Below are 21,186 nucleotides of genomic sequence, written 5' to 3'. Positions count from 1 at the left end.
GAAGTGCTCCCGCCGGTAAGGTGGCCTGCGCTGCCCTCTTTCACGGGTGCGTCACATGAGGCACCCTGAGCGGCAGTTGACCGTTACTTACTTTGTCGTCAGTCGAACCTCAAGACCGTCACCCTTGACGCAGTAGCGCGGGGGTCGCAGGAGGCACCGTGCTCACCGCGTTCGCCCGGGCGTTCAAGACGCCCGACCTGCGCAAGAAGCTGCTCTTCACGCTCGGCATCATCGTGGTGTACCGGCTCGGTACCCACATCCCCATTCCAGGCGTCGACTACAAGAACGTCCAGGAGTGCGTGGACCAGGCGTCCGGCAACCAGGGCCTCTTCGGCCTGGTCAACATGTTCAGCGGTGGCGCCCTGCTGCAGATCACGGTCTTCGCGCTCGGCATCATGCCGTACATCACGGCGAGCATCATTCTGCAGCTGCTGACCGTGGTGATCCCGCGTCTGGAAGCCCTGAAGAAGGAGGGCCAGGCGGGCACGGCGAAGATCACGCAGTACACGCGCTACCTGACCATCGCCCTCGCCATCCTCCAGGGCACCGGACTCGTCGCCACCGCCCGCAGCGGCGCCCTGTTCTCCGGCTGCACCGTCGCCGGCCAGATCGTTCCCGACCAGGCCATCTTCACCACCGTCGTCATGGTCGTCACCATGACCGCCGGTACGGCCGTCGTCATGTGGCTCGGTGAGCTGATCACCGACCGCGGCATCGGCAACGGCATGTCGATCCTGATGTTCATCTCGATCGCCGCGACCTTCCCCTCCGCCCTGTGGGCCATCAAGCAGGAGGGCGACCTGGCGGGCGGCTGGATCGAGTTCGGCATCGTCATGCTGGTGGGCTTCGTCATGGTCGGCCTGGTGGTCTTCGTCGAGCAGGCCCAGCGCCGCATCCCGGTGCAGTACGCCAAGCGCATGATCGGGCGCCGTTCCTACGGCGGTACGTCGACGTACATCCCGCTCAAGGTGAACCAGGCGGGCATCATCCCCGTCATCTTCGCCTCGTCGCTGCTCTACATCCCGGCGTTGATCGTCCAGTTCTCCGGCTCGACCGCGGGCTGGGCCACCTGGATCCAGAAGAACCTCGCCGACCCCGAGGCCGCGCCGCACATCGTGCTGTACTTCCTTCTGATCGTCTTCTTCGCCTTCTTCTACGTGGCCATCTCGTTCAACCCCGAGGAAGTCGCGGACAACATGAAGAAGTATGGTGGGTTCATCCCGGGCATCCGGGCTGGCCGACCGACCGCTGAGTATCTGAGCTACGTACTCAACCGGATCACCTGGCCGGGTTCGCTGTATCTGGGCCTGATCTCTCTCGTACCGACAATGGCGTTGGCCGGTTTCGGGGCAAACCAGAACTTCCCGTTCGGCGGGACCAGCATCCTGATCATCGTGGGTGTCGGCCTCGAGACGGTGAAGCAGATCGAGAGCCAGCTCCAGCAGCGCAATTACGAAGGGTTCCTCCGCTGATGCGAATCGTCCTCGTCGGGCCGCCGGGTGCTGGGAAGGGTACGCAGGCCACCCGCCTTGCCGAGACGCTGCACATCCCGCACATCTCCACGGGCGACCTGTTCCGCGCGAACATCAGCCAGCAGACCGAGCTGGGCAAGCTCGCGAAGTCCTACATGGACGCCGGCAACCTCGTACCCGACGAGGTCACCATCGCCATGGCGAAGGACCGCATGGAGCAGCCCGACGCCGAGGGCGGCTTCCTGCTGGACGGCTTCCCGCGCAACGTGTCGCAGGCCGAGGCGCTGGACGAGCTGCTCGAGACCGAGGACATGAAGCTCGACGCGGTGCTGGACCTGGAGGCTCCCGAGGACGAGGTCGTCAAGCGGATCGCCGGCCGGCGCGTCTGCCGGAACGACTCGGCGCACGTCTTCCACGTGACGTACACGCCGCCGAAGCAGGAAGGCGTCTGCGACGTCTGCGGCGGCGAGCTGTACCAGCGGGACGACGACTCGGAGGAGACGGTCCGCAAGCGGCTGGAGGTCTACCACACGCAGACCGAGCCGATCATCGACTACTACAAGGCGCAGGGCCTGGTCGTCACCATTGCGGCGACGGGACCGGTGAACGAGGTCACGGGCCGCGCGCTGGAGGCGCTCAAGCGCGACCAGTAGTCTTCTCAGCCTGGCTGCAGCCGCGGTCCCTCACCCAGGGGCCGCGGCTGCGCTGTGTGGGGTGGGTGGCGCCCGCCCCGTATCGTTGGAAGCGTCCCCGGGAACCCCGTGTCCGGGACGTGTACCCGCCCCCACCGGTCCAGAAAGGCCGCAGTCCCCATGGTGCAGATCAAGAGCCCCGAGCAGATCGCCAAGATGCGTGAGGCGGGGCTGGTCGTCGCCGCCATCCACGCGGCCACGCGCGAGGCCGCCGTGCCCGGCGCCACGACCAGGGACCTGGACCAGGTCGCCCGCAAGGTGCTCGCGGACCACGGCGCCAAGCCGAACTTCCTGGGGTACGGCGGTTTCCCCGCGACCATCTGCACTTCCGTGAACGAGGTCGTCGTCCACGGCATCCCCTCCGACGACGTGGTCCTGGGGGACGGCGACGTCATCTCCATCGACTGCGGCGCGATCATCGACGGCTGGCACGGCGACGCCGCCTACACGGCCTTCGTCGGCTCCGGCCACTCCCCGGAGCTGGTCGAGCTCTCCCGGGTGACCGAGGAGTCGATGTGGGCGGGCATCGCGGCGATGAAGCAGGGCAACCGCCTGGTCGACGTCTCCCGGGCCATCGAGACGTACATCCGCCGCCAGCCGAAGCCCGGCGGCGGCAAGTACGGGATCATCGAGGACTACGGCGGCCACGGCATCGGCACCGAGATGCACATGGACCCGCACCTGCTGAACTACGTCGACCGCAAGCGCGGCAAGGGCCCCAAGCTGGTCCCCGGCTTCTGCCTCGCCATCGAGCCGATGGTCTCCCTCGGCACCCCGCGCACGGAGGTCCTCGAGGACGACTGGACCGTCATCACTACGGACGGCACCTGGTCCTCCCACTGGGAGCACTCCGTGGCCCTGACGGAGCAGGGGCCGCTGGTACTGACGGCGGTCGATGGGGGCCGGGCGAAGCTGGCGGAGCTGGGGATCACGGCGGCGCCGGACCCGCTGGCGTGAGGCCGGCCGGCACCGCGACCGCCGGTCGGAGGCCGGCGCAGCCGATCGAAGCTTGTGAGGCGCCCTCGGCGCCGAGCCCGCGAGAGGGGCGTGGAGGATTGGTCGACTGGACCGTCATCACGACGGACGGCACCTGGTCCTCCCACTGGGAGCATTCCGTGGCCCTGACGGAGCAGGGGCCGCTGGTACTGACGGCGGTCGACGGGGGCAAGGCGAAGCTGGCGGAGCTGGGCGTCGTTGCCGCTCCCGACCCCCTCGCATAACGATCAGGTATCCGGGGCAGACTTCCCCGTTTCGCCTTTCCGGGTTCGCTGACGTAGACTGACTCGTCGGCTCTGGTGCACCCGCATGTCCACATGCGAACGCTACATCGCACGAGAGTCGATCAAGGTAGTCGATTCGAAGGGCGAAGCGTGGCCAAGAAGCAAGGTGCCATCGAGATCGAAGGCACTGTCGTCGAGTCTCTTCCGAACGCCATGTTCAAGGTGGAGCTCCAGAACGGCCACCAGGTCCTGGCACACATCAGCGGCAAGATGCGCATGCACTACATCCGCATCCTCCCTGACGACCGGGTCGTGGTGGAGCTGTCTCCGTACGACCTGACGCGTGGCCGGATCGTCTACCGGTACAAGTAGATCTTGCCCACGCCCCGTGCGCCTCGCGCGCGGGTCCGCCGGCAACTGACCCGGAGAACCTCACACCCATGAAGGTCAAGCCGAGCGTCAAGAAGATCTGCGACAAGTGCAGGGTGATCCGCCGTCACGGTCGGGTCATGGTCATCTGCGACAACCCGCGCCACAAGCAGCGCCAGGGCTGAAGCCTGACCGTTCCCTCCGCGATTCGCATGACTTCGCGCGACGCGAGCTGAACATGTTCATACGCAGGACCCGGGCGGAAGACCGCCTGACACCCCCGGTTCGGAGGCCGGGGACCCGAGCCGTACCAAGCCTTCGCAGAGAAGGTGCCGGCGGCCGGGATCCGGTTCTGTGGAAGACCTCCGACAATCAACTGGAGCCATTGAATGGCACGCGTTTCCGGTGTTGACATCCCGCGCGAAAAGCGCGTGGAGATCGCCCTCACCTACGTGTTCGGCATCGGCCGGACCCTCTCGCAGCAGACGCTCGCCGCCACCGGCGTGGACCCGAACACCCGTGTTCGGGACCTCTCCGAGGAGCAGCTCGTCGCGATCCGCGAGTACGTCGACAACAACATCAGGACCGAGGGTGACCTCCGTCGCGAGATCCAGGCCGACATCCGCCGCAAGGTCGAGATCGGTACCTACCAGGGTCTCCGTCACCGTCGCGGTCTGCCCGTCCGCGGTCAGCGCACCAGCACGAACGCTCGTACCCGCAAGGGCCCGCGTCGCGCCATCGCCGGCAAGAAGAAGCCGGGCAAGAAGTAGTCCGCAGCGGACTCGCCGTCCAGCGGTCTTCGCTGTAGGACCGACCACCTCCCGTAGGAGAACGACATGCCCCCCAAGGGACGTCAGGGCGCGACCAAGAAGGTGCGCCGCAAGGAAAAGAAGAACGTCGCTCACGGCCACGCGCACATCAAGAGCACGTTCAACAACACGATCGTGTCCATCACGGACCCGACCGGCAACGTGATCTCCTGGGCCTCCGCCGGCCACGTCGGCTTCAAGGGCTCCCGGAAGTCCACGCCGTTCGCCGCGCAGATGGCCGCCGAGTCGGCTGCCCGCCGCGCGCAGGAGCACGGCATGCGCAAGGTCGACGTCTTCGTCAAGGGCCCGGGTTCCGGTCGTGAGACCGCCATCCGCTCCCTGCAGGCGACCGGCCTCGAGGTCGGCTCCATCCAGGACGTCACGCCGACCCCGCACAACGGCTGCCGTCCGCCGAAGCGTCGTCGCGTCTGATCTCGCTTCACGGCGACATCGCTTCACCAGGGTTTTCCGGGCGGTACGGCTCTTTCTGGTCGTATCGCCCGTACCCTTGCAGTACTAGTCGGGCGTCAAATAGCGGGCGCCCCTGACTGAAGGATCACCACATGCTGATCGCTCAGCGTCCCTCGTTGACCGAAGAGGTCGTCGACGAGTTCCGCTCCCGGTTCGTCATCGAGCCGCTGGAGCCGGGCTTCGGCTACACCCTCGGCAACTCCCTCCGCCGCACCCTCCTGTCGTCGATCCCCGGCGCTGCTGTCACCAGCATCCGCATCGACGGCGTCCTGCACGAGTTCACCACCGTGCCGGGCGTCAAGGAGGACGTCACCGACCTGATCCTCAACATCAAGCAGCTGGTCGTCTCCTCGGAGCACGACGAGCCGGTCGTGATGTACCTGCGCAAGCAGGGCCCGGGTCTGGTCACCGCCGCCGACATCGCGCCCCCGGCCGGTGTCGAGGTGCACAACCCCGACCTCGTCCTCGCCACGCTCAACGGCAAGGGCAAGCTGGAGATGGAGCTGACCGTCGAGCGCGGTCGCGGCTACGTCTCCGCCGTGCAGAACAAGCAGGTCGGTCAGGAGATCGGGCGCATCCCGGTCGACTCGATCTACTCGCCGGTTCTCAAGGTCACGTACAAGGTCGAGGCCACGCGTGTCGAGCAGCGCACCGACTTCGACAAGCTGATCGTCGACGTCGAGACCAAGCAGGCGATGCGTCCGCGTGACGCCATGGCCTCCGCCGGTAAGACGCTGGTCGAGCTGTTCGGTCTCGCCCGCGAGCTGAACATCGACGCCGAGGGCATCGACATGGGTCCGTCCCCGACGGACGCCGCGCTCGCCGCCGACCTGGCGCTGCCGATCGAGGAGCTGGAGCTCACCGTTCGGTCGTACAACTGCCTCAAGCGCGAGGGCATCCACTCCGTGGGTGAGCTGGTCGCTCGCTCCGAGGCCGACCTGCTCGACATTCGCAACTTCGGTGCGAAGTCGATCGACGAGGTCAAGGCGAAGCTGGCCGGCATGGGCCTGGCCCTGAAGGACAGCCCGCCCGGATTCGACCCGACCGCTGCGGCGGACGCGTTCGGCGCCGACGACGACGCGGATGCGGGCTTCGTCGAGACCGAGCAGTACTAAGAGCTCGGGCCTTTCGGTCCGTACTCGGGTGCGGGTGCGCTGTGGCTGGTCGCGCCCACGCGACGGAGTCGCATATCGACACCGCCCCGCGCCCCTTCCGAGCACGGTCCCTCCGGGACCTGTGCTCGGATCTCCGACAGGCGACCGCCTGCTCGGATACTGACTCCGGTACCTGATACGGCCGGGGCAGACACCTAGGAGAAACATCATGCCGAAGCCCACCAAGGGTGCCCGTCTGGGCGGCAGCGCCGCGCACGAGAAGCTGCTCCTCGCGAACCTCGCGAAGAGCCTCTTCGAGCACGGCCGGATCACCACCACCGAGGCGAAGGCGCGCAAGCTGCGTCCGTACGCCGAGCGTCTGGTCACCAAGGCGAAGAAGGGCGACCTTCACAACCGCCGTCAGGTGCTCCAGGTGATCACGGACAAGAGCGTCGTCCACACGCTCTTCACCGAGATCGGCCCGCGCTACGAGAACCGCCCCGGTGGCTACACCCGGATCACCAAGATCGGTAACCGCCGTGGCGACAACGCGCCCATGGCCGTCATCGAGCTGGTCGAGGCGCTGACCGTGGCGCAGGAGGCCACCGGCGAGGCCGAGGCCGCCACCAAGCGTGCCGCGAAGGACGCCGAGGGCACCGAGGTGACCAAGGTCGACACGGCCAAGGCCGACGACGAGGCCGCGGCCGAGGAGTCCAAGGACGCGTAAGCGTCTGCCGGGGGCTGTGTGACTTGCGGCTGCGGCTTTCGTCGTGGCTTGTCGCGCAGTTCCCCGCGCCCCTTAGCGGCGTTTGCGGGTCCGTCCTTTCAAGGGCGGGCCCGCTTTCGTGTTGGTGAGAGGATTTCTGGGTGAGTGACGAAGTAGAGCCCGGGTTCGTGCGGGTGCGGCTGGATCTTTCCTACGACGGGTCCGAGTTCTCTGGGTGGGCCAAGCAGGCCGGCGGGCGGCGGACCGTGCAGGGGGAGATCGAGGAGGCGCTGCGGACGGTCACGAGGGCCGGGCGGACGTACGACCTGACCGTGGCCGGGCGGACCGACGCGGGCGTGCACGCCCGGGGGCAGGTCGCACACGTCGATCTGGAGCGCGAGGTGTGGGCCGAGCACCACGTGAAGCTGCTCAAGCGGCTCGCCGGGAGGCTGCCCCGGGATGTCCGGGTCTGGGCTCTGCGCGAGGCGCCTACCGGGTTCAACGCCCGGTTCTCCGCCGTCTGGCGGCGCTACGCCTACCGCGTCACCGACAACCCGGGCGGCGTCGACCCGCTGCTGCGCGGGCACGTCCTGTGGCACGACTGGCCGCTCGACGTGGACGCCATGAACGAGGCCGCCCGCGGGCTGCTGGGCGAGCACGACTTCGCCGCCTACTGCAAGAAGCGGGAGGGGGCCACGACCATCCGGACCCTCCAGGAGCTGAGCCTGGTCCGGGGCGACGACGGGATCATCACCGCCACCGTCCGTGCCGACGCCTTCTGCCACAACATGGTGCGCTCGCTCATCGGCGCCCTGCTCTTCGTCGGGGACGGCCACCGCACGCCCGACTGGCCGGCCAAGGTGCTCGCCGCCGGCGTACGGGACTCGGCGGTGCACGTCGTACGGCCGCACGGCCTGACCCTGGAGGAGGTCGGCTACCCGGCGGACGAGCTGCTGGCGGCGCGCAACCGCGAGGCACGCAACAGGCGGACGCTGCCGGGGACCGGCTGCTGCTGAACGCATGATGCGCAAGAGCCCCCGCTAGACTCCCGTTCGACGATGTCTCGTCCGTGTCGTCCGCCGGAATCTCGCCGGCGGGACGGCGAGGCCGTCAGGCCGCCACGACTTCTGTACTGGACACCGGACGCGCCCTCGGGGGGCGGCCGTCCGGTGTGTCGCGCGCGGCCGGGTCCGATCCGAGCTGGGGGCACTATGAGCAGAGCGAGAAAGCATTCGGCGACCGCCGACAGAGATTCCAGAGCGAAGGTGGGCCGGCGTTCGGCCCTCGGCCTGCTGGGGCTCGGCGGCCTGCTGACGGCCGGCGGCGTGGCCGCGGGCGTGGCGGGCAGGGACCTGATCCTGCCCGCGTCGGCGGAGAGCGCCACCGGGGCCGTCGATCTCGGTGTGGGCGGGAGTGTCAAGAATCTGACCCCGCCGACGTACGCCCCGACCGGGCGCCGCCCGCTGTACCGGCGGGCGACCTGGAGCGAGCAGTTCCAGGAAGGGCACGAGTGGTCGGCCGGCGGTGAGGGCACCGCGTCCTCCGACTCCGACGCCGAGGTCTTCACCCGGGGTGACCGCTCGTGCCGGGTCACCACGCGCGGCGACGGTGTCCAGTCCTTCGTACGCCGTACCGGCATGGAATCGTTGAGCCTCAAGGGGAAGATGCTCCGTCTCGTCTTCCAGGTGGAGGACGTGGCCCATCTGGAGCGGATGGAGTTCTACCTGGGCAGCCGGAACCTGGCGGACAACTTCAGCTGGGTCTTCCACTACCACGCGGCCAAGGGCACCAACTACGTCCAGTCGGGGGAGTGGGTCACCGTCCACCTGCAGTGGGCGGACGTCACCGGGGCGGCCGGCGACTACGAGCTGTCGTCGCGCGGTGAGCCGTCGGACCGGTCCGGCTTCACCGACATGTCGTTCGCTGTGTACGACGACGCGAAGGGGCCGGTCACCTACCGCCTCCAGGCCGTCGAGGTGGTGCCGGACACCACGGACGTCTTCCCCAAGGGCGTCGTGTCGATCACCTTCGACGACTCGCACGGGTCGGTGCACGATTTCGGCCGCCCGGTCATGGACCGGTACCAGATGCCCGGCACGCTCTACAACATCGCCGACGCGATCGACACCGAGCCTTTCATGAGCATCGGACAGATGCGCTCCCTGCAGGACTCGTCCGGCTGGGAGATGGCCGGACACGCCTACTCGCTCAAGGCCCATGAGGCGAGCTACCCGAAACTCTCCGCGGAGGAGGTCGACGACGACTTCCGCAAACTGCGCGAGTGGCTGGTCGGCCGAGGTTTCACCAGTGAGCACTTCGCCTATCCGCACGGGGCGTTCGGCAAGACCCGCGACGGTGTGCCCGTCGACCTGTTGGCCGCCCGGCACTTCACCACCGCGCGTTCCATCATCTCCGAGACGACCGAGAGCTTCGCCCCGGCGATGCCGTACCGGCTCAAGGCGCTGACCGGGATCAACGACGGGCAGAAGATCGGCGGTGAGACGCTCGCCGACGTGATCGAGAAGGGCGGCGCGCTGGACCGCTGTGCGCGCAGCGGCGACTGGCTGATCCTGTGTCTGCACCGGATCGTCCAGGGCGTTCCCACGCAGAACACGGAGCTGAGCACCGAGGGCCTCGAACGCCTGATGCGCGAGATCGACAAGCGGGGCATCGAGGTGCTGACGGTGCAGGAGGCGATGGCGCACTACACGTGACACGGCTCCGGGCCGTCCGCAGGACGACGCCGGGGGCGCCGCACAGGATCTGTGCGGCGCCCCCGGCGTTCGTACGTGTGCGGCGTGCGGTCAGGAGCGGCGCGCCCGCCTGCCGCCGCCGGCCGCCCGGCGGTCGTGCCGGCTCCGCTTGACGGAGAGTATCCAGCCCAGGATGGTGAGGGTGACGGCCAGGCACGTGAAGCCGAGGACGACGATCTCGACCTGGGTGACCTTCGTGACGGTGTAGGCGATGCCCGCGAGGACCGCGCAGGCCCCGAGGCCTCTGAGGGTGTTCATTCTTCTACTTCCAGGCGGACACACGCGTCACGTAGGACTTGAGGATGGATGACACGAGCCAGTAGGCCCGTACGACGGTGTAGACCAGCTCGGGGATGAGCAGGGCCTCGACGAGCATCGCCTTCCAGCCCAGAGTCCGTACCCGCAGCGCGGGATAGATGATCCAGAAGGCGAGCAGGGCCCACAGCAGCGGGTGCGTGCTCAGGCTGTACTGGGCCGCGGCGAGGAGCTGGCGGGCGCCCCAGATGAAGATGTACGAGAAGCCGAACAGGCCCAGGATCATCGTGATGATGGAGTGCCAGGTGAACTTGGTCCAGCCACGGCGGCGCAGTGCGTCCACGGTGCCCCGGCTCCACCGCTCGCGCTGCTGGATCAGCTCGCGCAGGGTGGGCATGAGGTCGGTGTAGGCGATGCACAGCTGATTGGCCGTGACCTTCCAGCCGGACTCCTTGAGCGCCAGCGTGGTCTCGTAGTCCTCGACGAGGTTGCGGTGGTCCTCCCAGAACACCTCGCCGCGCCAGTCGATCAGACCCTGCAGCGCCTCGGCGCGGTAGAAGGAGCCGGCGCCCGACATGGTGTGGACGTCCTTGCGGAAGCGCGAGTTGGCCGCCCGGCCGTACTCGATGATCTGCATGCCGAGCAGGAACCGCTGCCAGGGGCTCCGCCACAGGTCGGTACGGCCGAAGCAGGCCGCGCTGACGCCGCCGATCTCGGGATCGGACGAGATGACGTTGCGGGCGCGCTCGATGAACCGGGAGTGCAGTTCGGTGTCGGCGTCCATGACGAGGATGTGGCCCACGCGGCCGTTGAGGCGGCCACCGACGGCCTGCCTGAGCCAGCTCAGGCCGTAGTTGAGGGCGCCGGCCTTCTTGTGGGGGTTGTCCGGGAAGTTCAGCACGACGGTCGGCGGCGTGCTCTCGTCCTCGGCGAACTGGAGCGCGTAGTCCTCGGTGCGGTCGGTGGAGTTGTTGACCACCACGACGATCAGGTCGGGCCGGCGGGTCTGCTGGGACAGAGACTCAAGAGAGGTGAAGACTCCGACTTCCTCGTTCCTCGCGGGAACCAGGACGACGGTCTCGTAGACCATCGTGGTCGTGGTGGGGGCGGCGCGGACGTCCCCACCGCGGCCTCTTCGGTGACGGCTCCGGGCCGCCGACTGTGACTCAGTCCGGTCGTGGCCCGTGTCGATGACGGACAAGGCGATCCCCCCACCCTGTTTTCTTTTGAGGTGACACACCCACTCCGTGTGGGCAGTGCGAAGGCGCTTGTGAAGATACCGCAAGCATGTCCGACTCCTGAGTGGTTGAGCAGGTCACTACTTGTGGGGGTATCCGGCGCAAATTGGACACGGCGTTAGTCCCCCGTTATCCGTCATCGGTTTGTGAACCCAAGCAATTCAGGCAATCACGGCAGGGGTTGTGCTATTTCGGAGTGATGAAGGTCACTCGCGTGACGAGTTGGGGTTGGTTGTGAGGGCCGGGTGAGCATGTGCCTAAGATTCGCTGGACAGCCGCCCGTGGAATCTGGGGTATTCCGTGTCCCATCGCAGCAAATCATCTGGTAAAGGGCGCAACGCCCTTATCATTATGTTTGTGGTGGTCCTTCTGGCCGCCGCCGGTGCGGCCGCCTACCGGTGGTGGCCGTCGGACGAGAAGTCCACAGCTCTGACCGTCCGCTACCGCACCGAAGGTTCGGCGGTGACGGACGCCGCCACACCGTGGCTTGAAGTCATCAACACGTCCGGCAAGGCGGTCGACCTCGCCGACGTCACCGTCCGGTACCACTACACCGCCGACGACGGCGCCCAGTTCGCGGCCAACTGCGTGCAGACCTCCCTCGACTGCTCCAAGGTCACCCTGCACACGGCCGACGCGCAGAAGGCCGGTCCGAAGGCCAACCGCTATCTGGAGATCGGCTTCACGGGGGAGGCGGGCACCCTGAAGCCCGGTGGGACGACCCAGGCGATCGGGCTCCAGCTGTACCGCGTCGACGACAAGAAGCTGGACCAGTCGGACGACTACTCGTTCGACGCGGAGAAGACGTCGTACCAGGAGTCCGAGCGGGTCACGGCCTACCTGGACGGGGCCCAGGTGTGGGGCGAGGGACCGCGGGGGGAGACCACGGGGTCGGGGAAGCGCGCGAACGCGGGAGCCCCCGCCGAAGCGGTGCGGCCGCCCGATGGCCTCCTCTTCGACGACTTCGCCTACACGGGCCCCGAGGACCCGGCGCTCGCCGCCAACGGCTGGGAGGTGCGCGACGGCGCGGGCGGCCCGGGCGTCGAGGACTCGTGGTCGGCGAAGGGCGTCACGTTCCCCGCCGGCGAGAACGGTGACGGCGGGCAGGCGCTGCGGCTGGAGGCCCGTACCGACGGCACCGAGAAGGGCACGGTGCAGTCCGAATTCCACACCGCGCGCCCGGTGTTCCGCGAAGGCACGTTCGTCGCCCGCGTGTACTTCACCGACGAACCGGTGACCGGCGAGGACGGTGATCACGCTTCCCAGTCCGTCTTCGCCATCTCGCCGGACCACAGGTCGGAGAAGTACAGCGAACTCGACTTCGAGTACATGGCGAACGGCGGCTGGGGCCGCTACGGTCCGATCCTCGACACCACCAGCTGGCGCAGCAGCGACCTGGGCGACCGGGTCACCAAGCCCCACCAGCTGAAGCTCGGCGGCTGGCACACCCTGGCCATGACCGCGGCCGACGGCAAGGTCACCTACTCGGTGGACGGCGAAACGCTGTTCACGAGCGGGAAGAAGTACCTCCCGCGCGAGCCGATGAGCATCAACTTCAGCAACTGGTTCATCGACCTCCCCTTCAAGGGGGAGCGTTCCTGGGAGATGAAGGTCGACTGGGTCTACCTCATGTCCGGCCAGGTCGTGGCCCCGGACGACGCGGCGAAGGCCGCGGCCGACTACGCCGCCGCGGGCACGCGGCACGTGAACACGCTCGCGGGGGAGTGACCGGCAGGGGTGACCGGCAGGGCGGCGGTCAGCCCGCCTGGGCCGCCGCCGACGCCTGGGCCTCGCCGCGGCGGCGGATCTGGCGGAAGGCGAACTCGGCCAGGTCGTCGCCGGCCTTGAACACCTCGGTGGTCTTCTCCGTCACGTCCTTGCCGTCGGTGAAGCCGGCGACGGTGAAGTAGGCGTAGCGGCCGTAGGAGTTGGTGGTGGAGCGGCAGACGGCGCCGGTGCAGAAGGACTTCACGCCGCCGCCGGACAGGGAGCGGATGATGCTCTTCTGGTCGGCCTGACCCTTGGCCTTGAGGGCCTGCGCCTCGGTGTCGAAGACGGCCACGCCGACCGTCACCGCCACGTCGCCCTGGGTGTAGGTGACGCGCATCATGCGGGTGCAGTCGTTGTCGGTGAGGACCTTCGGCAGCGTCTTCTGGGCCGCGGAGCCGCAGGTGCGGGTGTCCGCCGTCGGGCCCTTCTTGTAGACCGTCCCGCTCATGGTGAGCTGGGTGCCGGGGAAGAGCGCGTCGGGGCTGAGCGGGGCCTTGTCCTTCTTGACGCTGGAGATGAAGTCCTTGGGGTCCAGCGGCGGCGGGGCGCTGGTCGGCGCGAACGAGGGGGCGGTGGCCGACGCGCTGGGTATGTCCGCCGTCGCGGGCAGCTGCGAGGAGGGGGCGTCCGACGCCTGCCCGGAGCCGTTCGCCGAGACCACGGCCACGGCGACGGCACTGGCGATCGCCACGGTGGCCAGGGCGCCGCCGCCGATGAAGAGCAGCCGGCGGCGCTTGGCGCGGGCCTCGGAGGCCTCGGCGAGGGCGGCCCAGTCAGGGGTGTTGTCGCCCTGGCCACTGTTCCAGGGCTGCTGGGACGGCTGCTGCGATTGCGGTTTCCAGGGATCCCACTGCGACTGAGGTCCCCCCTGCCCAAAGCTCATGGGCGGCATCTTAGGCCCTGTCGTCAGTCTCCCGTCGTCCGTCCGAAGGGCGGGCTCAGCGGTGTCTGGTGCGTGCAGCTGCAAGGCGGAGGAGGGAGTCGACGCGATGGGGGTCCCCCCGCTCGAGCGGAGTCGAGAGTGGGGGAGTCGGCGACTGACGACAACGCCGCAGATGTGCGTGCCAGGCACCGCTGAGCAGACGGGAGACTGACGACAGGGCCTGTGACGGGCCGTGCGGCGTGCTGGTGCGGCTGTGGAGGCCCCGCAGGACCTAGCGTTCCGTCCATGCGGACGGGCAAAAGCGACATCTCCGGGTGGTTGGTGCGACCGGCGGGCGGGCCGCTGTGGGCGGTGCTCCTGGCGGTGCTGGCGGCGTGCGCGGGGCACGCGGCGCGGGTGACCTCGGACGGGGGGATGGACAACGCGATCGTCGTGCGGGCCGCCCGCACCTGGCTGGCCGGCGGCTCCCCGTACGACGATCCGCACTTCCTCTACCTCCCGAGCGCGATCCTGGCCGCCGCACCGCAGGCGATGCTGCCCGGCGCGGTACTGCGGTGGCTGGTGCCGTGCGCGGTGACCGCCCTGCTGGCGGCGGGCTGGGCGTGCGCGCTGCGGCTGCACCGGGTGCCGCTCGGCAGCAGGCTCGCGGTGCTCGGGCTCACCGGGCTCGCGGCGGGCTTCGCGCCGTTCGGGCACCTGGTGCGGCTCGGCAACTGGACGGTGACGGCGGCCGTGGCCCTGCCGCTCGCACTGCTCCTGGCGAGCCGGGGGCGGTGGACGGCGGCGGGGGTGGTGATCGGGGTGGCGGTGGCGCTCAAGCCGCTGCTCGCGCCCGTCGTCCTGCTCTTCGTGTTCGCCGGGCGGTGGCGGGCGCTGGCGACGGCCGTGGCCCTGCCCGCGCTCGCCTCCGGCGCGGCGGCGCTGCTGATGCCCGACCCGGCCGGCTTCTTCACCCGCACCCTGCCCTTCCTCCTGCACGGCGACGACGGCTTCGTCCGGCTCTACGAGGCGTCCCCGGCGGCCGTGCTGCCCCGGCTCGGGGTGCCGGAGACGCTCGCCCAGGCGCTGGCGGTGGCGGCGGCCGGGACGGGGGTGCTGTGCGCGTACGTCCGCTGGCGCCGCGCCGATCCCGGGCCGCTGCGGCTCGCGGAGACCGGCGCGGGCCTGATGCTCGCGGCCTTCCTCGTCTCCCGGCCCTCCTACGACCACTACCTCCTGGTCGTCCTGCCGCTGCTGCTCGCCGGACTGCCGTACGCCGGCTCGGCGGCCCGCGTGGTCTGGTTCTGGATCTCCCTGGTGCCGCAGGTGCCCGGGGTGACCTGGCCCTGGCTGGAGTCGGAGAAGCGGCGGGCCTTCCGGGACGCGTTCACGCTGTGTGTGCTGGCGGTGACGGTCGCCCGGCAGGCGAACGCGGGGCGGGCGGCCGACGGCGACGAGGTACGCGCCGGGACCGGGGAGAGGAGCGCACCGGCCGCCGCGGCTCCGTTTTGACCAGGCTGTGCCACCCCGGGTACTCTGCACAGTCGTATGTGTATTGGCTTGCTCATTCTCACGTGAGGGGCCCTTACACCGGTCCACCGGGACCGATGACCAGCGACCAGCACGCGGTTTGCGTCACCGCGGTGCGGTCAGGGCTGTCGTGATCGTCTTCGGTGACCATGTCAGGACCACTCACTGAAGAAGCGAAGGCTACGAACCGTGCGTACGTACAGCCCCAAGCCCGGCGATGTGACGCGCCAGTGGCACGTCATCGACGCTCAGGACGTCGTCCTGGGCCGTCTCGCCACCACTGCCGCCACCCTGCTGCGCGGCAAGCACAAGCCGATCTACGCGCCGCACGTCGACGCTGGTGACTTCGTCATCATCATCAACGCCGACAAGGTGCACCTCTCCGGCAACAAGCGGACCCAGAAGATGGCGTACCGCCACTCCGGCTACCCGGGCGGTCTGCGCTCGGTGCGCTACGACGAGCTGCTGGACAAGAACCCGGAGAAGGCCGTCGAGAAGGCCATCAAGGGCATGCTCCCCAAGAACTCCCTGGGCCGTCAGATGCTCTCGAAGCTGAAGGTCTACAAGGGTGACCAGCACCCGCACGGCGCGCAGCAGCCGCAGCCGTTCGAGATCACCCAGGTCGCGCAGTAATTCCGGCCACCCCCTAAGACTGAAGAGAATCTGAGGAGCATCGTGGCCGAGACCACTGCCGAGCAGCCGCTCGAAGAGATCGACATCGACAGCTACACCACCGAGTCCGAGGTCCCCGTCGAGGGCGAGTACACCTCGGAGTCCATGGCCTCCGCCTTCGGCGAGCCCCAGTCGGCCGCCGGCCTGGGCCGTCGCAAGAACGCCATCGCCCGTGTCCGGATCGTCCCGGGCACCGGCAAGTGGAAGATCAACGGCCGCACCCTTGAGGACTACTTCCCCAACAAGGTGCACCAGCAGGAGGTCAACGAGCCCTTCAAGGTGCTCGAGCTGGACGACCGTTACGACGTCGTCGCCCGCATCGCCGGTGGCGGTGTCTCCGGTCAGGCCGGTGCGCTCCGTCTCGGTGTCGCCCGCGCCCTGAACGAGGCCGACGTCGACAACAACCGCGGCCCGCTGAAGAAGGCCGGCTTCCTCAAGCGCGACGACCGTGCGGTCGAGCGCAAGAAGGCCGGTCTGAAGAAGGCCCGCAAGGCCCCGCAGTACAGCAAGCGCTAAGCCGCGCCTGTCTGTACTCCGAACGCCCCGGCGGCACGCCACTGTGCTGCCGGGGCATTCGTTTATCCCTGCCGTTGGGCGTATAACGGCACAAGACGTTCTAAGGCTCATGTGATCGGATGCCCGGGCGGTGTGTGCGCCCGGGACGACGGGGGCCCGCTGCGTGGGCCGCACCGGCAGCGCTCCCGTCCGTGACGTTTCCTCAGGAGGACAAGTGGGACGACTCTTCGGCACGGACGGCGTGCGCGGCGTCGCCAACGCGGATCTGACGGCCGAGCTGGCGCTCGGTCTCTCCGTCGCCGCGGCGCACGTACTGGCCGAGGCGGGCACCTTCGCCGGACACCGGCCGACCGCCGTGGTCGGACGGGACCCGCGCGCCTCCGGGGAGTTCCTGGAGGCCGCCGTGGTCGCGGGCCTGGCCAGCGCCGGCGTGGACGTGCTGCGTGTCGGCGTGCTGCCGACGCCCGCGGTCGCCCACCTCACCGGCGCGCTCGGCGCCGACCTCGGCGTGATGCTCTCCGCGAGCCACAACGCCATGCCCGACAACGGCATCAAGTTCTTCGCCCGCGGCGGCCACAAGCTCGCCGACGAGCTGGAGGACCGTATCGAGTCCGTCTACGCCGACCACCGCACCGGCGCCCCCTGGGACCGCCCGACCGGCGCCGGCGTCGGCCGGGTGCGGGACTACGACCAGGGGCTCGACCAGTACGTCGCCCACCTCGTCGGCGTCCTGCCCAACCGCCTCGACGGGCTGAAGATCGTCCTTGACGAGGCGCACGGCGCCGCCCACCGGGTCTCGCCCGAGGCGTTCGCGCGGGCCGGTGCCGAGGTCGTCACCATCGGTGCCGTGCCGGACGGCCTCAACATCAACGACGGCTGCGGCTCCACCCACCTCGGCCTGCTCAAGGCCGCCGTCGTCGAGCACGGCGCCGACCTGGGCATCGCCCACGACGGCGACGCCGACCGCTGCCTGGCCGTGGACCACACCGGCGCGGAGGTGGACGGCGACCAGATCCTCGCCGTGCTGGCGCTGGCGATGCGGGAGCGGGACGCGCTGCGCTCCGACACCGTCGTCGCGACCGTCATGTCCAACCTGGGCTTCAAGCTGGCCATGGAGCGCGAGGGCATCCGGTTCGCGCAGACCGGCGTCGGCGACCGGTACGTCCTGGAGGAGATGAAGGAGCACGGCTACGCCCTCGGCGGCGAGCAGTCCGGACACGTCATCATCCTCGACCACGCCACGACGGGTGACGGCACGCTGACCGGCCTGATGCTGGCGGCGCGGGTGGCGCAGACCGGGCGTACGCTGCGGGACCTCGCGGCCGTCATGGAGCGGCTGCCGCAGGTGCTGATCAATGTGCCGGACGTGGACAAGTCGCGGGTGACGAGCTCTGCCGAGCTGGCCACGGCGGTTTCCGAGGCCGAGCGGGAGCTGGGGAGCACCGGGCGGGTGCTGCTGCGTCCCTCCGGGACCGAGCCGCTGGTGCGGGTGATGGTCGAGGCGGCGGACATCGAGCAGGCTCGGGCTGTGGCGGGGCGGCTGGCGGATTCTGTTAAGTCGGCGCTGGGGTAATTCTCCCGGACCGGGTTCGGGGTGGGGGTTCTGTGTGCTGCGGGCTGCGGCCGCGTCGTGGCTTGTCGCGCAGTTCCCCGCGCCCCTAGGTGGGTTTCGTCATCCGGCGTCGTTGGGTCGCCCACAGGGCCTTCTGGGCGAGGAGGGTCAGGGTGCCGGCCAGGATGATGGCGGCCAGGTTGAGCAGTAGCTGCTCGGTCGAGCGCCAGGCCTGGTGGGTGTCCTCGTAGAAGAGGGCTACGGCCGCGTTCGCGGCGGCCGGGACCGTGGTGACGGAGATGGCGACGCCCACTAGGGCGCCGGACTTCGCCGACGTCAGCGACAGCGTGCCCGCGATGCCGGCGAGGACCGCCACCACGAAGGAGAACCAGTCGGGGGCGTACACGAACCCGGTGTTGGGGCGCTCCGCGTCCAACTTGGCCTCGCTGAACAGGTCCACGGCGTCCATGAAGAGGCTGAAGCCCACCGTCACCGCCATCGCCACCGCGAACCCCACCAGCAGCGCGATCAGTGACCGCAGCGCCAGCCGCGGCGCGCGCTGCACGATCGCCGTGCAGATGCCGGCCAGCGGGCCGAACTCCGGGCCGACGGCCATCGCGCCCACGATCAGGATCGCGTTGTCGAGCACCACACCGCAGGCCGCGATCATCGTGGCGAGCGTGATGAAGGCGATGTAGGTGATGGAGAGGGTCGACTCCTCGTGCGTCGCCTCCTCCAACTGCTCCCACAGCACCGCGTCGGCGGGCTCGCCCGGCGCGTCCCGCTCCGCCCGCTCGGCACGCTCGGACAACGACAGGTCGATGTTCTCGGCGGTGATGGCGCCGCAGCTGTCGATGCCCAGGGAGCGGAGCCGGTTGATGAGCTCGTCGCCGGCCTCGCGGGCCACGTCGCACATGACCACGTCGCCCACCGGATCGCGGGCGGCGCCCGGCAGGACGACCAGGTGCGTGGTGCCGACCGTCCGGTCGATCAGGTGGACGACCTCGTCGGTGCGGTCGGCCGGGGTGATCAGGCGCAGATGCAGCATCCGGTATTTCTACCGTGGGACGGGCGCCGTCACAGTTTGCGCAGGCTCAGCCGCTGCACCTTGTGGTCGGGCCCCTTGCGCAGGATGAGGGTGGCCCGGCCGCGGGTGGGCGCCACGTTCTCCACCAGGTTGGGCTTGTTGATGGTGCGCCAGGTGGTGCGGGCGTAGTCGAGGGCCTCCTCCTCCGACACCTGGGTGTACTTGCGGAAGTACGAGGACGGGTTCTGGAAGGCGGTCTCGCGCAGCTTGCGGAAGCGGCTGAGGTACCAGCGCTCGATGTCCTCGGTGCGGGCGTCGACGTACACGCTGAAGTCGAAGTAGTCGGCCAGACCGACCCTGGTGCGGCCGTCCTTGCCGGGCAGCGCGGGCTGGAGGACGTTCAGGCCCTCGACGATCAGGATGTCCGGGCGGCGGACGGCGAGCTTCTGATCGGGGACGATGTCGTAGATGAGGTGGGAGTAGACGGGCGCGGTCACCTCCGCCTTGCCCGCCTTGATGTCCGCGACGAAACGGGTCAGGGCCCGGCGGTCGTAGGACTCGGGGAAACCTTTCCGCGACATCAGGCCCCGGGCCTCCAGCTCCTTGGTGGGCAGCAGGAAGCCGTCGGTGGTGACCAGCTCCACGCGCGGGTGCTCGGGCCAGCGGGAGAGCAGCGCCTGGAGCAGGCGGGCGACGGTGGACTTGCCCACCGCGACCGAGCCGGCGACCCCTATGACGAACGGGGTGCCGGACTGGGAGCCCTGTTCGCCGAGGAAGGTGTTCAGCGCGCCGCGCAGGCCGTCGGTGGCGCCGACGTAGAGGTTGAGGAGCCGGGACAGCGGGAGGTAGATGTCGCGGACCTCGTCGAGGTCGATGACGTCACCGAGGCCGCGCAGCTTCTCGACCTCCTCGGCGGTCAGCGGCAGCGGCGTCTTGTCGCGCAGCGCGCTCCACTCGGGGCGGGTGAGGTCGACGTAGGGAGTCGCCTCCGGGCGTTGCCGGTGGGCGCTCCGGGGCATCGAGGAGACCGGAGAGATCACAGTCCATTGTTAACGGAGTTCGAACAGGGCGGCAGGTGGGGTGTGTCACGTCGGCCGCTCCGCCGCCGATGGACTGCTCCGCCGAAGTTACGGGCGGGTACGGATGGCTGGTTATCGATCATAGGTGCGATTGCCGTGTGTATGGTGCACAACTTCGAGCGGAATCCGTCTGCCTGTCCCGGCAGACCTCGACGTAATCCGACACGATCCGACGCGTGATCCGACATCACCCCGATGAAAGAGTGCCGACGTGAGAACGACCGCTGTCCGCCGCACCGCCCTCGCGGCCTCGGCCGCCGCCCTTGCCCTGCTCGTCACCGCCTGCGGCGGGTCGTCCGACGAAGGTGGCGACGACGGCAAGGCCACGTCGGACCAGTCCGCTCCGGCGGGTGACGGCAAGGCGGAGTCGGAGCAGGCCGCCCCGGCGGGCGACGCGCTGAGCGCCGCGGAACTGGAGAAGATCGCTCTCGCCCAGGCCGATGTCAAGAGCGGCAAAGTCGCCACCGAGATCCCGGCCGACGACGATGTCGCCAGGGACAAGGTCTCCACGGACGACAAGGCCTGTCTGCCGCTCGCCCTCGCCGTCGCCGCCGTGGCCCAGGGGGAGCCGGGTGCCGAGGTGAAGCGCTCCTGGGAGGGGCAGACGGACACGCTCTCCGAGGGCTCGGGCCCGGACGGTCAGGACATGACCGAGATCCAGGTGAACATGATCAGGCTGAACGTCGCCTCCTACGCGGGCGGCGACGCCGAGCAGGCGCTGACGGAGCTGAAGGCGGCCACCGAGAAGTGCGCCGGCGGCTTCACCGCGACCGTGGACGGCGAGAAGATGCGGGTCGCCGAGGTCACCACGACCGCCGCCCCCGAGGGCGGGGACGAAGGCGTCGCCGCCACCATCGGTATCGACGTCGGCAAGGAGGCCGCCGCGCCCATGAAGATCGTCGTGGTCCGCAAGGGCGCCACGCTCGCCACCTTCAGCGCCACCAACCTCTCCTCCATGATGAACGGCGCGGACTTCGAGGTCCCCATGGACGTCGTGGACGCGCAGGTCGCCAAGCTCGGCTGACGCCGGGTCGGGCGGTGGCGTTCGTACCCCGGTGGGAATTTCCGATTTCGGGCACGGGAAGGCCGGTTCGCGATC

General features: G+C 69.1%; 22 protein-coding genes and 1 pseudogene. 18 read left to right on the top strand and 5 right to left on the bottom strand.

Going from position 1 to position 21,186, the window contains the following annotated elements; genetic code table 11:
- The first annotated feature begins 158 nt into the window (after positions 1–158).
- The 12 genes and pseudogenes from secY to KUM03_RS03205 all read left to right on the top strand — a co-directional run bounded on the left by secY (position 159) and on the right by KUM03_RS03205 (position 9,547).
- Complete coding sequence (gene secY / locus KUM03_RS03260; RefSeq protein WP_073725071.1) at positions 159–1,472, top strand: preprotein translocase subunit SecY; 1,314 nt, start codon at positions 159–161, stop codon at positions 1,470–1,472.
- Complete coding sequence (locus tag KUM03_RS03255) at positions 1,472–2,125, top strand: adenylate kinase (protein ID WP_217245477.1); 654 nt, start codon at positions 1,472–1,474, stop codon at positions 2,123–2,125. The genes secY and KUM03_RS03255 overlap by 1 nt, the downstream gene beginning before the upstream one ends.
- A gap of 159 nt (positions 2,126–2,284) precedes the next feature.
- Complete coding sequence (map, locus tag KUM03_RS03250; protein WP_217245476.1) at positions 2,285–3,121, top strand: type I methionyl aminopeptidase; 837 nt, start codon at positions 2,285–2,287, stop codon at positions 3,119–3,121.
- Positions 3,122–3,225: 104 nt separating this feature from the next.
- Positions 3,226–3,384 (top strand): annotated as a pseudogene (locus KUM03_RS03245) (type I methionyl aminopeptidase); the annotation flags it as partial.
- A 150-nt stretch (positions 3,385–3,534) separates the two neighbouring features.
- Positions 3,535–3,756, top strand: coding sequence for a translation initiation factor IF-1 (infA, locus tag KUM03_RS03240; RefSeq protein WP_003948620.1), 222 nt, complete (start codon positions 3,535–3,537; stop codon positions 3,754–3,756).
- Positions 3,757–3,824: 68 nt separating this feature from the next.
- The gene (gene rpmJ / locus KUM03_RS03235) at positions 3,825–3,938 is read left to right on the top strand and encodes a 50S ribosomal protein L36 (RefSeq protein WP_003974245.1); all 114 of its coding nucleotides are present in this window, start codon (positions 3,825–3,827) and stop codon (positions 3,936–3,938) included.
- Positions 3,939–4,142: 204 nt separating this feature from the next.
- Entirely contained in the window at positions 4,143–4,523 is a 381-nt protein-coding gene (gene rpsM, locus KUM03_RS03230) for a 30S ribosomal protein S13 (protein WP_217245475.1), read from the top strand.
- A gap of 66 nt (positions 4,524–4,589) precedes the next feature.
- A complete protein-coding gene (gene rpsK, locus KUM03_RS03225) occupies positions 4,590–4,994 on the top strand; it encodes a 30S ribosomal protein S11 (protein ID WP_007443997.1) in 405 nt (134 codons plus the stop codon).
- A 131-nt stretch (positions 4,995–5,125) separates the two neighbouring features.
- Positions 5,126–6,148 (top strand): DNA-directed RNA polymerase subunit alpha, encoded by a 1,023-nt coding sequence (locus KUM03_RS03220; protein WP_003966937.1) that lies wholly within the window; start codon positions 5,126–5,128, stop codon positions 6,146–6,148.
- A gap of 208 nt (positions 6,149–6,356) precedes the next feature.
- Positions 6,357–6,854, top strand: a complete 498-nt coding sequence (rplQ, locus tag KUM03_RS03215; RefSeq protein ID WP_217245474.1) for a 50S ribosomal protein L17 — start codon at positions 6,357–6,359, stop codon at positions 6,852–6,854.
- A 140-nt stretch (positions 6,855–6,994) separates the two neighbouring features.
- Positions 6,995–7,849: a tRNA pseudouridine(38-40) synthase TruA gene (truA, locus tag KUM03_RS03210; protein WP_217245473.1), complete on the top strand. Its 855-nt coding sequence runs from the start codon at positions 6,995–6,997 to the stop codon at positions 7,847–7,849.
- 249 nt (positions 7,850–8,098) lie between these two features.
- Entirely contained in the window at positions 8,099–9,547 is a 1,449-nt protein-coding gene (locus tag KUM03_RS03205) for a polysaccharide deacetylase family protein (RefSeq protein WP_308406243.1), read from the top strand.
- A 90-nt stretch (positions 9,548–9,637) separates the two neighbouring features.
- On the opposite strand, the gene KUM03_RS03200 is transcribed toward KUM03_RS03205, so the two are convergent.
- A complete protein-coding gene (locus KUM03_RS03200) occupies positions 9,638–9,844 on the bottom strand; it encodes a hypothetical protein (protein ID WP_217245471.1) in 207 nt (68 codons plus the stop codon).
- A gap of 4 nt (positions 9,845–9,848) precedes the next feature.
- The gene (locus KUM03_RS03195) at positions 9,849–10,931 is read right to left on the bottom strand and encodes a glycosyltransferase family 2 protein (RefSeq protein WP_217245470.1); all 1,083 of its coding nucleotides are present in this window, start codon (positions 10,929–10,931) and stop codon (positions 9,849–9,851) included.
- A 505-nt stretch (positions 10,932–11,436) separates the two neighbouring features.
- Here KUM03_RS03195 and KUM03_RS03190 point away from each other — a divergent pair.
- Positions 11,437–12,807: a cellulose binding domain-containing protein gene (locus KUM03_RS03190; protein WP_217245469.1), complete on the top strand. Its 1,371-nt coding sequence runs from the start codon at positions 11,437–11,439 to the stop codon at positions 12,805–12,807.
- 28 nt (positions 12,808–12,835) lie between these two features.
- On the opposite strand, the gene KUM03_RS03185 is transcribed toward KUM03_RS03190, so the two are convergent.
- A complete protein-coding gene (locus KUM03_RS03185) occupies positions 12,836–13,732 on the bottom strand; it encodes a hypothetical protein (RefSeq protein WP_217245468.1) in 897 nt (298 codons plus the stop codon).
- Positions 13,733–14,017: 285 nt separating this feature from the next.
- On the opposite strand from KUM03_RS03185, the gene KUM03_RS03180 reads away from it, so the two are divergent.
- The 4 genes from KUM03_RS03180 (at position 14,018) to glmM (ending at position 18,002) form a co-directional block, all read left to right on the top strand.
- On the top strand, positions 14,018–15,223 hold the full coding sequence (locus KUM03_RS03180; protein ID WP_217245467.1) for a glycosyltransferase family 87 protein: 1,206 nt from the start codon (positions 14,018–14,020) through the stop codon (positions 15,221–15,223).
- Between the two features lie 207 nt (positions 15,224–15,430).
- Positions 15,431–15,874 (top strand): 50S ribosomal protein L13, encoded by a 444-nt coding sequence (rplM, locus tag KUM03_RS03175; RefSeq protein WP_043380986.1) that lies wholly within the window; start codon positions 15,431–15,433, stop codon positions 15,872–15,874.
- Positions 15,875–15,916: 42 nt separating this feature from the next.
- A complete protein-coding gene (rpsI, locus tag KUM03_RS03170; RefSeq protein ID WP_217245466.1) occupies positions 15,917–16,429 on the top strand; it encodes a 30S ribosomal protein S9 in 513 nt (170 codons plus the stop codon).
- Between the two features lie 214 nt (positions 16,430–16,643).
- On the top strand, positions 16,644–18,002 hold the full coding sequence (gene glmM, locus KUM03_RS03165) for a phosphoglucosamine mutase (RefSeq protein ID WP_217245465.1): 1,359 nt from the start codon (positions 16,644–16,646) through the stop codon (positions 18,000–18,002).
- An 85-nt stretch (positions 18,003–18,087) separates the two neighbouring features.
- Here the strand turns inward: glmM and KUM03_RS03160 are convergent, their stop codons facing one another.
- Together KUM03_RS03160 and coaA are read right to left on the bottom strand one after the other, a co-directional pair.
- On the bottom strand, positions 18,088–19,029 hold the full coding sequence (locus KUM03_RS03160) for a DUF389 domain-containing protein (protein WP_217245464.1): 942 nt from the start codon (positions 19,027–19,029) through the stop codon (positions 18,088–18,090).
- Between the two features lie 29 nt (positions 19,030–19,058).
- Complete coding sequence (coaA, locus tag KUM03_RS03155) at positions 19,059–20,027, bottom strand: type I pantothenate kinase (RefSeq protein WP_217245729.1); 969 nt, start codon at positions 20,025–20,027, stop codon at positions 19,059–19,061.
- Positions 20,028–20,298: 271 nt separating this feature from the next.
- On the opposite strand from coaA, the gene KUM03_RS03150 reads away from it, so the two are divergent.
- Positions 20,299–21,111 (top strand): hypothetical protein, encoded by an 813-nt coding sequence (locus tag KUM03_RS03150; protein WP_217245463.1) that lies wholly within the window; start codon positions 20,299–20,301, stop codon positions 21,109–21,111.
- Positions 21,112–21,186: the final 75 nt, after the last annotated feature.

Origin of the sequence: Streptomyces sp. AC602_WCS936, assembly GCF_019049125.1 — a bacterium.
Lineage (GTDB): Bacteria > Actinomycetota > Actinomycetes > Streptomycetales > Streptomycetaceae > Streptomyces.
Note: the sequence above shows the minus strand (reverse complement) of the source record. Positions and strands in the feature narration are given on the sequence as shown.